The organism is Haemophilus paraphrohaemolyticus (genome assembly GCF_002015045.1).
Taxonomy (GTDB): Bacteria; Pseudomonadota; Gammaproteobacteria; order Enterobacterales; family Pasteurellaceae; genus Haemophilus_A; species Haemophilus_A paraphrohaemolyticus.
In genome coordinates this window covers 31,623-47,157 of record NZ_MUXX01000013.1, presented here as the reverse complement: position 1 = coordinate 47,157, position 15,535 = coordinate 31,623, and the positions used below count along the sequence as shown (strand labels likewise).

Annotated in this window: 14 protein-coding genes; 6 read left to right on the top strand and 8 right to left on the bottom strand. The window is 41.0% G+C overall.

The annotated features are described in order from the left end of the window. Positions 1 to 4 precede the first annotated feature (4 nt). Genes B0184_RS08125 through glyQ form a run of 4 tightly spaced genes read right to left on the bottom strand, consistent with a single transcriptional unit; the run spans position 5 to position 2,256 of the window. Positions 5 to 385 carry a hypothetical protein gene (locus B0184_RS08125; protein ID WP_005709733.1) on the bottom strand — a complete coding sequence of 127 codons (381 nt, stop codon included), beginning with the start codon at positions 383 to 385 and terminating at the stop codon, positions 5 to 7. A 1-nt stretch (position 386) separates the two neighbouring features. After that, positions 387 to 644: a hypothetical protein gene (locus B0184_RS08120; protein WP_005709778.1), complete on the bottom strand. Its 258-nt coding sequence runs from the start codon at positions 642 to 644 to the stop codon at positions 387 to 389. Next, positions 644 to 1,294, bottom strand: a complete 651-nt coding sequence (locus B0184_RS08115; RefSeq protein WP_005709803.1) for an FABP family protein — start codon at positions 1,292 to 1,294, stop codon at positions 644 to 646. The genes B0184_RS08120 and B0184_RS08115 overlap by 1 nt, the downstream gene beginning before the upstream one ends. A 53-nt stretch (positions 1,295 to 1,347) precedes the next feature. Next, positions 1,348 to 2,256, bottom strand: a complete 909-nt coding sequence (gene glyQ, locus B0184_RS08110; protein WP_005709718.1) for a glycine--tRNA ligase subunit alpha — start codon at positions 2,254 to 2,256, stop codon at positions 1,348 to 1,350. A gap of 198 nt (positions 2,257 to 2,454) precedes the next feature. On the opposite strand from glyQ, the gene B0184_RS08105 reads away from it, so the two are divergent. Both B0184_RS08105 and B0184_RS08100 read left to right on the top strand, forming a co-directional pair. Beyond that, a complete protein-coding gene (locus tag B0184_RS08105; RefSeq protein WP_005709795.1) occupies positions 2,455 to 4,395 on the top strand; it encodes a TonB-dependent receptor plug domain-containing protein in 1,941 nt (646 codons plus the stop codon). 73 nt (positions 4,396 to 4,468) lie between these two features. Continuing rightward, positions 4,469 to 5,260 carry a substrate-binding domain-containing protein gene (locus B0184_RS08100; RefSeq protein WP_005709781.1) on the top strand — a complete coding sequence of 264 codons (792 nt, stop codon included), beginning with the start codon at positions 4,469 to 4,471 and terminating at the stop codon, positions 5,258 to 5,260. A gap of 19 nt (positions 5,261 to 5,279) precedes the next feature. Here the strand turns inward: B0184_RS08100 and B0184_RS08095 are convergent, their stop codons facing one another. From B0184_RS08095 to menD, 4 genes are all read right to left on the bottom strand, one after another. Further along, positions 5,280 to 5,486 carry an Lrp/AsnC ligand binding domain-containing protein gene (locus B0184_RS08095; protein WP_005709805.1) on the bottom strand — a complete coding sequence of 69 codons (207 nt, stop codon included), beginning with the start codon at positions 5,484 to 5,486 and terminating at the stop codon, positions 5,280 to 5,282. A gap of 151 nt (positions 5,487 to 5,637) precedes the next feature. Further along, positions 5,638 to 7,413, bottom strand: coding sequence for an aspartate--tRNA ligase (aspS, locus tag B0184_RS08090; protein ID WP_005709790.1), 1,776 nt, complete (start codon positions 7,411 to 7,413; stop codon positions 5,638 to 5,640). A 149-nt stretch (positions 7,414 to 7,562) separates the two neighbouring features. Further along, the gene (gene menH, locus B0184_RS08085; RefSeq protein ID WP_005709731.1) at positions 7,563 to 8,342 is read right to left on the bottom strand and encodes a 2-succinyl-6-hydroxy-2,4-cyclohexadiene-1-carboxylate synthase; all 780 of its coding nucleotides are present in this window, start codon (positions 8,340 to 8,342) and stop codon (positions 7,563 to 7,565) included. After that, positions 8,342 to 10,048: a 2-succinyl-5-enolpyruvyl-6-hydroxy-3-cyclohexene-1-carboxylic-acid synthase gene (gene menD / locus B0184_RS08080; protein WP_005709758.1), complete on the bottom strand. Its 1,707-nt coding sequence runs from the start codon at positions 10,046 to 10,048 to the stop codon at positions 8,342 to 8,344. The genes menH and menD overlap by 1 nt, the downstream gene beginning before the upstream one ends. A 184-nt stretch (positions 10,049 to 10,232) precedes the next feature. Here menD and trpS point away from each other — a divergent pair, with 184 nt between their 5' ends. From trpS to B0184_RS08060, 4 genes are all read left to right on the top strand, one after another. Continuing rightward, positions 10,233 to 11,261 (top strand): tryptophan--tRNA ligase, encoded by a 1,029-nt coding sequence (gene trpS / locus B0184_RS08075; protein ID WP_005709761.1) that lies wholly within the window; start codon positions 10,233 to 10,235, stop codon positions 11,259 to 11,261. A gap of 132 nt (positions 11,262 to 11,393) precedes the next feature. After that, a complete protein-coding gene (psiE, locus tag B0184_RS08070; RefSeq protein WP_039851615.1) occupies positions 11,394 to 11,774 on the top strand; it encodes a phosphate-starvation-inducible protein PsiE in 381 nt (126 codons plus the stop codon). A gap of 120 nt (positions 11,775 to 11,894) precedes the next feature. Continuing rightward, complete coding sequence (rpoD, locus tag B0184_RS08065; protein WP_005709715.1) at positions 11,895 to 13,769, top strand: RNA polymerase sigma factor RpoD; 1,875 nt, start codon at positions 11,895 to 11,897, stop codon at positions 13,767 to 13,769. A 74-nt stretch (positions 13,770 to 13,843) separates the two neighbouring features. Further along, the gene (locus tag B0184_RS08060) at positions 13,844 to 15,442 is read left to right on the top strand and encodes a ShlB/FhaC/HecB family hemolysin secretion/activation protein (protein WP_005709744.1); all 1,599 of its coding nucleotides are present in this window, start codon (positions 13,844 to 13,846) and stop codon (positions 15,440 to 15,442) included. The last annotated feature ends 93 nt before the right edge of the window (positions 15,443 to 15,535 follow it).

Below are 15,535 nucleotides of genomic sequence, written 5' to 3'. Positions count from 1 at the left end.
GAAACTACTTACGAATCTTCCAACTTTTCTTGGTTTTCATTAAACGCACTTTACCGTCTTTGGAGACATAGCCGCCTTTAACTACCTCTAAAATCATGTTTTCAGGCAAATCAGAAGCAAACACTTCAACCTGTTGTTTATCTTCCGAAAGAATGCCGTAAACCGCTTGGGTTTTATTGGCGGGGTCGTCTAGCTTAATATCCGCTACATCAAACACTTGTACACAGGCTTTTCTCAAATAAGAATAAGACTGCCCCGCACTTGGTAAGCAACCGTGAGCATCGGTTTGACCGCCCACAGTTAGCATTTCAGCTTGCGGTTGCGCATTACTACAAGCGGTCAAAATCATAGCAGAAGTTGCAAGAGCTAACATTTTTTTCATCACTTTAGAAAATCTCTTTTAATTTAGATTCATCTAAAATAACACGATCATCATCTAACAATAACGCCGGAAAGCCCGCATAGCCTTGTGCTTTTGCATCATCAAATGCGGCGTGACGATCACGCAAGCGTAACCATTGTTTCAAATTCGGGATGGAAGATAGTACTTCCACTGACTCATAATCCACGCCCAAGCGTTTTAACTCCGCGACAAATGGCGCAGTATCAGGGCAATCTGCCGCATAATAAAGAATAGGTTTCATTATTCACCTTCCTGTTCTGCTGCCGCAGTTGGGTTCAATTTCGGTTCGCCAATTTTGGTTAAGCGGTTACGATCGCGATGTTCAAACGGCGCATCATAATTCGGGATAATCATAGTTGTAGTTTGATCATATGACCAAGAGCCATCATCATGGAATTTTACCGTCATTTCAAAACTTTCCGTTGTAAATGAACGCTCTAAGAACGGATTCGAAATAATACCGTTTGTTAGTGAACCACGTACTGCTTTTACCGTAAACTCTTTCGCATCAGCCGGTGCATTACCAACAGCAATAAACGTTTGGCCACGTGGAATGCTACCTGTTAATAAAATATTGCCTGTTTCAGGCTCCCATAACCAATAGCCCACTTGATCGTGGAACATCTCCACTTCGCCTGGTTGTACAATATGGGTGTGATAGCGTAATCCATAATAGAGTTGCGGACCATTGGTTTGCGCATCCGTTGGATGGGCTTCGTAACGTTCGATATAAGGATCTTTTTCTGGTCCTTCTGCTTTCGGGTTGATATCTACACCACGCTTACCTTCCCAAACCCCTGCTAATTTTACCAATGGACCTAAATTCGCAAGTGTATTAGAATCTGTTTCTGCTTCCGTGTAGATATCATCTGGGTATTGAAAATCCTTCATGATCATCTCCTTATATCGTTGTGTTAATGCTTAAAGTGCGGTTGTTTTTTTGCCTATTTTTTACAACCAGGGAAACCTAAGGCTTCACGGCTTGCATAGTAGGCTTCCGCCATGCCTTTAGTTAAGGCACGAATGCGTAAAATATAGCGTTGACGTTCGGTGACCGAAATTGCTTTACGTGCATCTAACAAGTTGAAGCTGTGTGCTGCTTTCAAAATACGTTCATAAGCTGGCAATGGTAACGGTTTTTCTAAGGCTAATAACTCTTGTGCTTCTTTTTCGTATTGATCGAAGCAGTAGAATAAGAAATCTGTGTTTGCGTGTTCAAAGTTATAGGTTGATTGCTCAACTTCATTTTGATGGAAAACATCGCCATAAGTGGTTTTGCCTAATGGACCATCAGACCAAACTAAGTCATAAACAGAATCTACGCCTTGGATGTACATGGCTAAACGTTCTAAACCGTAAGTCACTTCGCCAGTTACAGGTTTACATTCTAAGCCGCCCACTTGTTGGAAATAGGTAAACTGAGTCACTTCCATACCGTTTAGCCACACTTCCCAGCCTAAACCCCAAGCCCCTAAGGTTGGGTTTTCCCAGTTATCTTCCACAAAACGGATATCGTTTTTGGTCGGGTCGAAACCGAGCATTTCAAGTGAACCTAAATAGAGTTCTTGAATGTTATCTGGAGAAGGTTTGATTACCACTTGGAATTGATAGTAATGTTGTAAACGGTTTGGGTTTTCGCCATAACGACCATCGGTCGGGCGACGTGAAGGTTGCACATAAGCAAATGCCATCGGCTCTGGGCCTAATGCGCGTAATGCAGTCATTGGGTGAGAAGTACCTGCGCCCACTTCCATATCAAAAGGTTGCACAATGGTGCAGCCTTGGTTTGCCCAATATTCTTGCAGGGCTAAAATCATACCTTGGAATGTTTTTACGTTAAATTTTGTGCTCATAATCGTTGATCTAATGTGATTAAAAATGTCCGCATTATACTTGAAAGCGCAAGGCGGATAAAGGCGAAAAAGTGCGGTCAAAAAACGAATTTTTTTACAAAATGAACAGAATTTTTAAAGTAAATGAAAATTCTCAACTAGGAAATGAATGTCTATTGTGCCAAAATAGCGCACTTTTTAAAAAGAGGAACCAACTTAATGAAAACTAACTTAATTACTGCCGCACTTTTATTGAGTGCATCTGCTTTTGTACAAGCTGAAACCAAAACCGAGCTTGAACCGATCAATGTGTATTCGGCTTACGCCACGCCTGTAAACCAAGATCAAACTGCATCATCAGTCACCGTATTAACAGAAAAAGATTTTGCACAGCGTAATGCGACTTATGTGAGTGATGTATTGAAAACTGTGCCAGGTGTGGCAATGGGAATCAGTGGAGGGCGTGGTGCAGCAACAAGCCTTTTCTTACGAGGTGCAAACTCAAAACATACAGCTGTGATTATCGATGGCATTCGAGTCAATCCTGTTGATACTAATTTTAATTTTGGTGGTTTACCATTAAGCAACATTGAACAAATCGAAGTGTTACGTGGCGAACAATCTGCACTCTGGGGCAGTGATGCTATGGGTGGTGTAGTTTATATCACCACAAAAAGTGGATTATACAAAGACAAACCATTTAACGTAGATTTTGACTTTGGTACAGGCTCTCACCGTACACGAGATGGGTCTGTCACTGTATCTGGTCAGCAAAATGGTTTCTATTATGCTCTTCACGGAGATAGCCACCGTACGACTGGTATATCTGCCCGTAGTAAAAATGTATTTAATTACACAAGTATCTCAGGTGCAAAATCCACTAACGTGCCAGCAAACGAAAAAGACGGTTTTCACAAAGATAATACCTCAATTCGCTTAGGTTTTGATGATAGCAAAAAAGGAGTAGACTTCCTTGTTTCTCACTCTTCTCAAACCTTACATTTTGATAATAGTGCAGTAGATGAATTAAAATTTGATGATAATACTCGCATTCGTGAAACCAGATATAAATTAAGTGGTTACCTAGGTAGTGCAGATGAGTTGTTTGTACATAAAGCGACTATTAGTCATATTAAAACTGATAATAACACTACACAATATAATTCTTACCCATCCCCTTCCGTGGGCAAAACGGAATATGATAGCAAAAAACTCAATACTAACTATCAATTAGACATTAACTTTGACCGAGAAGGCGAAATAAAACAAGCCTTCAGCGTATTAGCGGATTATCAAAATACGAAATATATTGCTTCTGCTTACAATTTTGCTGAGAAAAAATTAACAGAGAAAAGTGTTGCCGCAGAGTACCGTTTATTTACCGAAGCCGACCACAGTCTTTCTGTCAGCGGTCGTTATACAGATAACAGCTTATTTGAAAATGCATTCACGGCTCGCCTTGCTGGAGCTTATCGTTTATCACAAAATTTAAAAGCACACGTAAGTATTGGTAAAGCAATCCACAATCCAACATTTATTGATGTTTATGGATGGGGTAATTCTACCAGTTGGGCTGCAAACCCAAATTTAAAACCAGAAAAAAGCTTAGGCGGTGAATTAGGATTATTAGTAGAAAGCAATGATAAACGTCATAGTCTTGATACTACACTTTTTGCTCGTAATGTAGATAATTTTCTTGATGCAATACCTTTAAATAATACTTACACGCTTTATCGTTCTGTCAATCGTGATGGAAAAACTAAAATTAAAGGTGTCGAAATATCTTATAATGGCAAATTTTCTGAGTCTCTATCAGGTTACGCGAACTATACTTACACCTATATTAAATCTGAAAATGATAAATATGGTTTAAATTATGTTCGTCGCCCAAAACACACAGGAAACCTTGGTTTAACTTATCAAATCACGGAAAAATTAGGTTCTGATGTGAATGTTTCTTATGTAGGTAAACGCCTTGATTCCGGCGATTTCAAAATGCCATCCTACACCTTGGCAAACTTAGGCGTAAACTACAAAGTGGCGGATAGCTTGACGATTTATGCCAATCTTAACAACGTATTCAACAAAAAATACGAAAATATTGTAGGCTACGGCCAAGACGGTCGCAACGTTTACGTTGGGTTGAAAGGATCGTTCTAATTATTATCCACCTATAAGGGCGTGCTTAGCACGCCTTTTTACATTATTGATGGCGTAGCGTATCATTATCTATATGCAAAAAACTCGTTTGATTTTAACCGCACTTTTCTTGCCCTTGACTTCGCATGCGTCGGAGCAATTTGTCTCGCTCACGCTTTGTAGCGATCGTCTTTTGTCGGAAATTGCGCGTCCTGAGCAAATTGCTGCACAGTCGCCTTATTCTAAAAATCCCTTGATGATGTTGGATAAACTCAATGTGAATAAGCCAACACTTGAGCCACAACTCACTGCATTATTGCCCTATCTCGATAAAACGTTTCTGATCAATGAAACCTTTTATCCACAACTTGTAGCAGATTTAAAAAAACTCGGGGCAAAAATTGAGCCAATTAATGACACGCCACAAACGGCAGAAGAATTATTTGGGCTAATATTGCACTTGGGCAAACTCACGGATAACGAAACGCATGCGAACGCTTTAATCGATAAACTTAAATTACAAGATTCTCGCCTCAATCTATCACTCACCGACACATTGATACTTTCAGATACGGGCATTGTAGAAACTTATACGCCACAGTACCCTACTTTACTTAACTTGCTAGGCTTAAGCCCGCTAAAAACACCGCTTACGGCACAAAATTTTTCTCTTGAAAAAGTGTTACGAGCTGAACCCAACGTGTTGATTGAAATCAGCGACCAACAAAGTTACAACGAGCAAGCGGAATTGCTTAAACATCCGCTTTTGCAAAATCTTTTTAAAAATCGACCGCACTTTCGTATTCCAATGAAATATACTTATTGCTTTGATCACGGCGTGTGGCAAGGCGCGAGCATGATTTATAAGCAAAGCCATGGAAATTAATCTACTAGAAATAGCAACCTTAGCCTTTAATCGGCAATCCTTTCTTCACAATTTCCTTCATCACCAAAGTCGAATTTAATCGCAAAACGTGTGGTAAGGCAACAAGCCGTTTGTAGTAGAGTTTATGGAGGGGGTTAAGGTTTTCTGTGACGATGTGTAGCATATAATCAGGATCGCCAAATAAGCGTTGTGCCTGTACTATAGCACCAGTGATTTTATCCGGCAACTTGGCGGTGATGGTAACTTTCTTTGCTATGATACGATTTTTCTTTTCCCTACTGTGGTCATTTCGATTGCGGAGGTGGAGATTCAGCGGGCGGTTGTATAAATAAAAATGCGATCATTTCTGATCGCATTGTTTGTTTTCAATTCGCAAATTATTCCGCTTTTTCTACCGCTTTCACCGCAATAGCTAATTCTTCCAACGCTTGTGGATTTGCATAGCTTGGGGCTTCTGTCATTAAACATGCTGCTGCGGTGGTTTTCGGGAAGGCAATCACATCACGGATGTTTTCTGTACCAGTGATAAGCATTGTCAAGCGGTCTAAACCGAATGCTAAACCTGCGTGTGGTGGTGTGCCGAATTTTAATGCATCGAGCAAGAAACCGAATTTTTCTTGTTGTTCTTGTTCGTTAATACCTAAAATGTTGAACACGGTTTGCTGCATTTTCGGGTCAAAAATACGTACTGAACCACCGCCTACTTCATAGCCGTTGATTACCATATCGTAAGCGTTCGCTACTGCATTCACAGGATTTGCTGCTAATTCTTCAGGAGTTAAGCCTTTTGGTGAAGTGAATGGGTGGTGCATTGCTGAAAGGCCGCCCTCTTCATCACGTTCAAACATTGGGAAGTCGATAACCCATAACGGTTTCCATGCACTTAAATCAGTTAAGTTTAAGTCACGACCCACTTTTAAGCGTAATGCACCCATTGAGTCGGTTACCACCTGCCATTTGTCTGCACCGAAGAATAAAATATCGCCCGTTTGAGCGTTGGTGCGGGCAATTAACGCTTTGATGACTTCTTCATTTAAGAATTTTGCCACAGGGCTTTGCACGCCTTCTAAGCCTGCGTTCACATCGTTAATTTTCGCCCACGCTAAGCCTTTCGCACCATAAATGCCGACAAATTGCGTGTATTCATCAATTTGTTTACGGGTTAAAGTTGCTCCGTTTGGCACGCGTAACACCGTTACACGACCATCTGGTGAGTTCGCTGGCTCGTGGAATACTTTGAATTCAACATCTTTTAAAATATCTGCGACATCAACTAATTCTAACAGGTTACGCAAATCTGGCTTGTCTGAACCAAAGCGATTCATTGCTTCATGCCACGTCATCATTGGGAATTTGCCTAAATCCACATTTAAGCGATCTAACCATAAACCGTGGATCATCTCTTCCATAATGGCACGCACTTCTTCTGCAGTTAAGAATGAGGTTTCCACATCGATTTGGGTAAATTCAGGTTGGCGGTCGGCACGCAAATCTTCATCGCGGAAGCATTTCACGATTTGATAGTAACGGTCGAAGCCTGACATCATCAGCAACTGTTTGAAAAGCTGTGGAGATTGCGGCAACGCATAGAATTTGCCTTTATGCACACGGCTTGGCACTAAATAGTCACGAGCCCCTTCTGGCGTTGCTTTGGTAAGCATTGGAGTTTCGATGTCTAAGAAACCGTGTTCATCCATAAAGCGACGTACAAAGCTGGTAATTTTCGCACGAGTTTTAAGTTTTTCCGCCATTTCAGGACGGCGTAAATCTAAGTAGCGATATTTTAAGCGTTGCTCTTCGGTGTTGTTTTGGTTGAAGTCGAGAGGCAGCACATCAGCATTGTTATAAACCAACACATTTTTCACTAACACTTCGATTTCGCCCGTTGCCATATCCTTATTGATTTGCGATTCATCACGTGCAATCACTTCACCTTGAATTTGCACGCACGCTTCTGCACGCAGGCTTGATGCCACTTTAAATAATGTTTCATCTTTCTCATCGAAGAACACTTGCACCACGCCTTCACGGTCGCGGATTTGCATAAAGATAAAACGACCAAGGTTACGCACACGGTGTACCCAGCCACTTAAAGTTACATTTTGTCCAACGTGGCTACGGTTTAATTCGCCACAATAGTTTGTACGCATCATAATTATGTCCTTTTGAAAATTAGCTTCCGATAAAGGGAAGATAACGGGAAAATTGTCGGAATTATAGCGGAATAGGCGAAAGATGGGTAGATAAAGGTAGGCAAGCGGTGAAATTTCTTTTCATTCTTAAGTATTAGAAAGTTTCATTGCTATATATTAGCTATTGCTTCTACCATTCTTTGAACAAACCCTTCCGCATTTTCCGCATGGCTATTGTGCCCTGCGTTGGCAATAAACCTATGTGGAAGCTGGTTTTTCTCCGCGAGTTGGCGGAATTTTTGATCCTTTTCGCCAATAAAGAATGTGATATTTTTTTCACGCATTTTGAGTAAATCTGCGTAATTTTGCTGTTTGGCAAGGCTTGTACTTTCCAACATTTGGGCGATATTCTTGCCTGAATTACGTTGCCGTTTTTCGATTAAAATTGACCGCTTGCAAGCATCCAGATGAGCGAAAATAGGCTGTTGATACCAATCGTTTAATACTTGCGTGATCGGCTCAGTGCGGAAACGATCTGCCCAGCATTGATCATTTTGCCAGCGATCTTGGCATTCTGCTTCGGTTTTTAAGCCGATATTTGTGCCTTCTAAAATCGTGCCGAGTAAATGTGGATTTTGGGCGTGAAAGGTGTAATCCAATGCAACCCGTCCACCTAAAGAATATCCTACAAGAAAGAAGGGCGTATCGCCCAATAAAGTGGTGAGCGTTTGGTGGAGTTGAGTTCTGAGATCAGCAAAATCTTGGCAAGTGATCTTCTCGCTTTTACCATGAAAAGGAAGGTCAATGGTAAGCGGTTGAAATTGAGGGAAATTTTGCAAAAGAGCAAGCACACCTTGCCAATCCTCTTGCGAACCGAGTAAGCCGTGTAAAAAAACAACGGGCGTTGCTTGCCCGTTGTTTCTGTTTGAATGCCAAGTTGCCGCTAACATTAGGCAATTTCCGCTTGTGAAATTTGTTTGATAAGCGACTTGTACAAATTGCTTCCGTCTTGGTCATTGACCTTGATTTCCACCAAAGTTACGGCACGACGGTTATAAGCCAATTTGAGTTTGGTTTTCAAATCTGCCCAAGTGAATGGGCGGATGTATTCAATGCCGAACATTGTTGCGATTTGTCCGAATTCAAGGTTGTGCGACAAGCGGTAGAATTGTGCTTTTGCTTTGCTATCCACAGGCAGCATATCGAAAATCGCACCGCCGCTGTTGTTGATGACAAACAATAAAGTCGGTTGGTTAATTTGCGAAAGCAAGGCAATTGAGTTCAAATCGTGCAAGGCGGAAATATCGCCAATTACGCCGACCGTCGGTTGCTCACTGCCTTTCGCAATACCTGCAAAAGTAGCAATTAAGCCATCAATGCCACTTGCTCCACGGTTAGTATAAACTGGGTAGCCTTCGGGGAGCTTGCATAACGCATCAACTAAACGCACAAATAAACTATTGCCTAAGAAAAGGTTGCCTTTTGGCACCAACACATCTTGTAAATTATGTGCTAATGATGCTTCATTTAAGCCACCGCCGATCTGTTTTTCAATAAAATCGGTACAAAATTGAGACAACGCAAGCGGTTCCAATCGCCATGGTTTTTGGCGAAGTGGCGGATGCACACGCAAGAAGTGATGAGCTTTAGCCACAAAACGGGTTTGATGATGTGAGAACGGGTTGATATTGTCTTGATGCTCATCAACTTGCCAGAACTCACCTTTGAACGCTTCAAGGAATTGGTTTACGCGTTTGCTCACAATGCGAGAACCGAATTGGATCACGATGTCTGCTTGTAATAAAAGGTCGTGCACGGTTTTGTTGGAGAGCCAAATATCTGCGTAAGGCAGGCTGGCATCCACGCAAGATTGAATATCGGTAATCAAACACCAGCCCAGCGTTTCCGCCCACGTTTTAATTCCAATGCCTTGCTCTACAGGCAATTGTCCTACCACGATCACCCCGCGTTTGGTTCGCCAGTAATCCCAGTTTGCATGCATGGACACTTCCGCTTGAATTTGCTGATGATCGAGCCATTTCGCTTGTGGATTATTCAACCAACTTTGAATTGGGCTAAGCCACGGATTATTCGCTATTGCTGCTTCATCCGCTTCATACAAAGGCTCAGAAAACGGAGCATTGATATGAATAACGCCACCTTCTTGTTGCTGTTTATTGCAGGCTTGCTCAATTGTTGAAACTAACCAAGTTGGAGAGTAACTATCAGTCGCTTTTGGCAGATTGATACTTGCAATCGGATAATTTGCAAAAATACCTTGCTGTTCAATCGCTTGATTCACTCCACAGCCAATAAATTCGGTTGGGCGATCTGCAGTCAGCACGATCAATTTGTGGTGCGTTAAGCTTGCCTCAATGATGGCAGGATAAAGATTAGCAACCGCAGTGCCAGAGGTGACGATCACAGCAACAGGAGCGTTGGTGGCTTTCGCAATCCCTAACGCGAAAAAGCCCAAGCCGCGTTCGTCAAAATGACTGTGGCATTGTGCGAGTTTTTCTTGTTGTAGTTGCAATGCTTCCAATGTAAGCGGGGTGGAGCGTGAACCTGGAGCAATACAAAAATGTTTCACTCCGTAGCGGTTCACGGCATTTAAAATCACTTTTGCCCAAGAACGGTTAAACGTGCTGGTGTTCATTCTTTTTCTCTATTTTCAAATTTATGGCTATATAAATGGGCACAATTGTAACAAAAAATCAATGACTTTGGTGGTAAATTCTTTATTTTCGTTACACGTGGTTAAAAACGATTGGTATTTTACAAAAATGATGGGAAAAGTTAAGATAACAGCGTTTTTAACTTTGTATTAAAGAGAATAAAAAATGAGCAAACCTATTGTATTTAGTGGGATTCAGCCATCGGGCGAATTAACTATCGGTAACTACCTCGGTGCGTTACGCAACTTTGTGAAAATGCAAGACGATCACGAATGCTTTTTCTGTATCGTGGATTTACATGCAATCACTGTGCGCCAAGACCCAGAAGCGTTACGTAAAGCTTCTTTAGATGTGCTTGCTCTTTATTTAGCGAGCGGTATCGATCCTGAAAAAAGCACCATTTTCATTCAATCTCATGTGCCAGAACATACGCAACTTGCGTGGGTGTTAAACTGCTATACCTACTTTGGTGAAATGAGCCGAATGACTCAATTTAAAGACAAGTCAGCTCGTTATGAAGAGAACGTGAACGTTGGCTTATTCACTTACCCCGTGTTAATGGCGGCGGATATTTTGCTTTATCAAGCCAACCAAGTGCCAGTGGGTGATGACCAAAAGCAACACCTTGAAATCACTCGCGATATTGCCAACCGCTTTAATGCACTTTATGGTAAAAAAGATGCGGAAGGGAATGTGATTGAGCCTGTGTTTGCCGTGCCTGAAGTCTTTATTCCGAAAGCGGGGGCGCGTGTAATGTCGTTATTAGAACCGACCAAGAAAATGTCGAAATCAGATGACAACCGTAACAATGTGATTACTCTTTTAGAAGATCCGAAATCGGTGGAGAAAAAAATCAAACGTGCAATGACCGATGGTGATGAACCACCTGTGGTGAAATATGATCAGAAAAACAAAGCGGGTGTGTCTAACTTATTAGATATTCTCTCAGCAGTTACAGGCAAAACCATTGCTGAATTGGAGGCCGAGTTTGAAGGCAAAATGTACGGACACTTAAAAACCGAAGTCGCAACGCAAGTGTCTGAATTGCTTAAAGGCTTGCAAGAACGCTACAATCACTTCCGCCAAGATGAAGCATTGCTTGAAAAAATCTATCGCGAAGGGGCAGAAAAAGCTCGTGCAAAAGCGAAAGTAACACTTGATGAAGTGTATAAATTGGTGGGTTTTGTGAAGTAAATTCATTTATTTATATTTTTAAAAAATAGCGGTCAAATCTGACTGCTATTTTGTGAAAGGTAAACATAAAGTTTCGTAAGTTTTTATTATTCTATGACCACACACAACCTCGCCACACATCTTTCAGGTGTAATGCCCAAATTGCTTAAAACCATTTTAATTGGCTTTGTACTTAGCTTAACTGTTGTATTGGTTATTGCTTTAGCCAAAATCAGTTATAGTTTGTTTTTGATGGTGCTTAGTCCAGATACTATTGTGACCAATACTTTAGCTGAGCAAATTTTGAACTTTTTCCTCTATTTTGGTTTTTTAGGACTGATTTCTCAATATTTCCGTAGTGGCTACCATTTTCCGTTACGTTATTTTATTTATACGGGAATTACCGCAATGGTACGCTTAATTATTGTGGATCACGAAAGTGCAACCAGTACGATTCTCTTTGCAGGGGCAATTTTGCTGATGGTGATTGCACTTTGTTTAATTTTATATTCGGATAAGTTAAAAAATATTTAATGGATTTTTACTTGAAAATCATAACAAAAATCCAATATAACTGCCCTATTTTGACAAAATAGCTCAAAAAAATGGTATAATCCACCACTATTTTTGCCTGCTCGAAAAACGGAAATCATTATGGAACAACACGTAGATCAACAATTAGAACAACAATCTCGAATCGAACTTCTGATTGCTCAAGGTCGTGAACAGGGGTATTTAATTCTGTCTGAGGTGCATGACCATCTGCCTGAAGAATTGGTTGATGCAGAGCAAATCGAAGATATTATTCAAATGATCACCGATATGGGGATCCAAGTTTTAGAAACGGCACCTGATACTGATGAATTAATGCTTGCCGAAAATATTACCGATGAAGATGTGGTGGAAGAAGCGACCAAAGTGCTTTCTACCGTAGAATCAGAACTCGGTAGAACCACTGATCCTGTGCGTATGTATATGCGTGAAATGGGGACGGTTGAACTTCTAACCCGCGAAGATGAAATTCAAATTTCAAAACGCATTGAAGAAGGTATTAATGAAGTTCAATGTGCAGTGGCAGAGTATCCAGAAGCACTTGAAGGCGTATTAAGTTGCTATGCAGAAGTGGAAGCAGGCAATATGCGTCTAGTAGATTTGATTACGGCTTTCGTTGATCCAAATGCACAAGAAGAGAACCCTGTTGCCGATGATGATTCTATTCATCTTGATGATAATGAACACGCCGATGTGGACGATGTTGAAGATGAGGAAGAAGAGGAAGATGGCGACAGCGGTAATGCAGATTCTGGCGATGATAATTCAATCGATCCAGAGCTTGCACGTGAAAAATTTACTGCGCTTAAAGAACAGTACGAAAACGCGTTATTAGCTATTCGTAAACATGGTCGTACACACGCAAAAGCGCGCGAGCAAATCAATGCATTATCTGATATTTTCCGTGAATTCCGTTTGGTGCCGAAACAATTCGACCTACTTGTAGAAACAATGCAAAAATTGATGAAACAAGTGCGTTCGGAAGAACGGCAAATCCAACGCTATGCGGTGGAATATGCGGGAATGAAGAAAGCGGACTTCCTTAAAAACTTCCAAGGTAATGAAACCAGTGAAGCGTGGATGGAAAAAGCCATCAATGCAAAACGCGGTGGCGTACCGAAATTAGCGAATTATGTTGAGAAGATCCGTGTAAATATCACAAACTTGCAGAATTTAGAACAAAACTCTGGCTTAACCATTACCCAAATTCGTGAAATTGGTGGTCGTATTGCCAACGGGGAGTTAAAAGCTCGCCGCGCGAAAAAAGAGATGGTTGAAGCAAACTTACGTTTGGTGATCTCAATTGCGAAAAAATATACCAACCGTGGTTTACAATTCTTAGATTTAATCCAAGAAGGGAACATCGGTTTGATGAAAGCGGTAGATAAATTTGAATATCGCCGTGGTTATAAGTTCTCAACCTATGCAACTTGGTGGATTCGTCAGGCGATTACTCGTTCAATCGCAGACCAAGCACGTACGATTCGTATTCCTGTGCATATGATTGAAACGATCAACAAACTGAATCGTATCTCTCGCCAATGCTTACAAGAAATGGGGCGTGAAGCGACACCAGAAGAACTTGCTGAGCGTATGAATATGCCTGAGGATAAAATCCGTAAGGTGTTGAAAATTGCTAAAGAGCCAATCTCAATGGAAACGCCAATCGGTGATGACGACGATTCGCATTTAGGTGATTTCATTCAAGACGAAAGCCTTGAATTGCCTTTAGATTCCGCAACGGCAGAAAGTTTACGTATTGCAACCAATGAAGTATTGGAAGGCTTAACCCCACGTGAAGCGAAAGTGTTGCGTATGCGTTTTGGTATTGATATGAATACCGACCACACGCTGGAAGAGGTGGGTAAACAATTTGATGTCACCCGTGAGCGTATTCGTCAGATCGAAGCAAAAGCGTTGCGTAAACTACGCCATCCAAGTCGTTCAGAAACGCTACGTAGTTTCTTAGACGATTAATCTTTTTTCAAGCGGTCAATTTTTTGCAAAATTTTGCGAAGAATTGACCGCTTATTTTTTATTTCATCGCTGCTATGAATAAATTTGCTTTTCCCTTTCTTCTTACTCTTTTTTCATCAAATGTTTGGGCTGATGATATCACCCAATCGCTCCAACAATCTAAACAGCAATTCGCTGATCTACAAAGCCAAAATCAACAACGTTGGCTAGAACAACATCAATTCCACTCTACTTCTCAAGCGGTTGAAAATGGCGATTTCTCGCAAATTTGTTTAGATTATCAAGGTGTGAAATTTAAAGGAATAACGCTTATTGATCCAATGCCTTTTGTGCCTAAATCGGGCGAATGTTTGAATGAAGCTCGTCTTAATCAGCTGAGTCAACAACTTACTCAAGCCTATGTGAGAAAAGGCTACATTCACAACCCTTTTCAGTTTGAAGACGATCAATCAGGCATTTTAACCCTGCACGTATTTGAGGGCAAAATTGCTGCTATAGAAAGCGATAACAAGCGGTTTAATTTAAGCCAAATTTTGCCAAATGCGATAGGTAAACCACTAAAAGTGCAAGATCTTGACCAAGCACTTGATCAAGCGAATCGTATCACGGGAAACAGCGTTTCTGTTGATGTTTTACCAGCTAAAAATGGCGAAATTAAACTGAAATTTACGAACGAACCGACTTCTCGTTTCAATGGTTCAATTGGATTGGATAATTACGCGTCAAGAACCTACGATCGTTGGCAGGTGCGTTCTTCTGTTAGCATTAGCAACCCTTTTGGCTTATCAGATACGCTTTATCTAAGCGGTTCGCATACACTAAAATCTCGTCATCAATTTAGCCGCTCGGCATTGCTCTATTATTCCTTACCTTATGGCTATTGGACATTCAGTGGCTTTGCTTCTATTTCCCAATTTAAAACGCCGCTCTCACTTCAGACATTAAGCCTGCAACAAAAAGGGCAAACTCTCCAAACGGGATTAACCGCAGATTATGTTTTCCATCGTGGTTCTAACCATATTTCAACATTTTCAACGCAGATCGAGAAAATTAACAGCAAAAACCGACTAGATGATGTGGTTTTAGATCTTCAAAGTCCTAAATTAACGAGCATTTCTATTGGGCTAAATCATTTGCAGCTGTTTGAAAATGCTACCTTTGCTACAGATTTCCGCTATGAACAAGGGCGAAACAAAGGCAAAAATCAGCCAGAAGATCTTTTTAGCCGTTGGAATTTTGAGCTGAAATTTAACCGCTATCAATCAATTGGAGAGCAACTTTTCCGCCATTCTCACCAGCTTACAGCACAATATAGCCACGATTATTTGCCTTCGATTAAACAGGAAGATTTGACGGGGCGTTATCGCGTACGTGGCTTGAATGATTTAAGTTTGTCGGCAGAGAAAAATATTGTTTTACACAACGATATTGCGTGGGTAAAAGCAACCGAACTTGGTACATTTTTGCCTTACGTTGGCATTGATTTTGGCGTACAAAAATCAACACAAGCGAATGCTCAGCGAGAACAAGCCTTTGCTTATGCCGTTGGGTTGAATTGGGAGCAGAAAACCTTTCAAGCTAACCTTGAATGGGCAATGGGGCGATTGTTTTCGAAAACTGATGGTGTCAAACAAGAGCGATTAGTGTTGGGAAGCATCAGCTATAAATTCTAAGCTTATTACACTAATTCACACTTGATTTTTTACTCAATAAATTATTTTTTTGTGAAGCAGATCACATTTTTACTCCATAAATGACTGGTCTAA

Bases quoted from the DNA above. Each gene is read 5' to 3' on its own strand.
- rpoD (WP_005709715.1), top strand. From the start codon at position 11,895: ATGGAACAACACGTAGATCAACAATTAGAACAACAATCTCGAATCGAA.
- B0184_RS08100 (WP_005709781.1), top strand. From the start codon at position 4,469: ATGCAAAAAACTCGTTTGATTTTAACCGCACTTTTCTTGCCCTTGACT.
- glyQ (WP_005709718.1), bottom strand. From the start codon at position 2,256: ATGAGCACAAAATTTAACGTAAAAACATTCCAAGGTATGATTTTAGCC.
- B0184_RS08060 (WP_005709744.1), top strand. From the start codon at position 13,844: ATGAATAAATTTGCTTTTCCCTTTCTTCTTACTCTTTTTTCATCAAAT.
- B0184_RS08120 (WP_005709778.1), bottom strand. From the start codon at position 644: ATGAAACCTATTCTTTATTATGCGGCAGATTGCCCTGATACTGCGCCA.
- menD (WP_005709758.1), bottom strand. From the start codon at position 10,048: ATGAACACCAGCACGTTTAACCGTTCTTGGGCAAAAGTGATTTTAAAT.
- trpS (WP_005709761.1), top strand. From the start codon at position 10,233: ATGAGCAAACCTATTGTATTTAGTGGGATTCAGCCATCGGGCGAATTA.
- B0184_RS08115 (WP_005709803.1), bottom strand. From the start codon at position 1,294: ATGAAGGATTTTCAATACCCAGATGATATCTACACGGAAGCAGAAACA.
- aspS (WP_005709790.1), bottom strand. From the start codon at position 7,413: ATGATGCGTACAAACTATTGTGGCGAATTAAACCGTAGCCACGTTGGA.
- B0184_RS08105 (WP_005709795.1), top strand. From the start codon at position 2,455: ATGAAAACTAACTTAATTACTGCCGCACTTTTATTGAGTGCATCTGCT.
- menH (WP_005709731.1), bottom strand. From the start codon at position 8,342: ATGTTAGCGGCAACTTGGCATTCAAACAGAAACAACGGGCAAGCAACG.
- psiE (WP_039851615.1), top strand. From the start codon at position 11,394: ATGCCCAAATTGCTTAAAACCATTTTAATTGGCTTTGTACTTAGCTTA.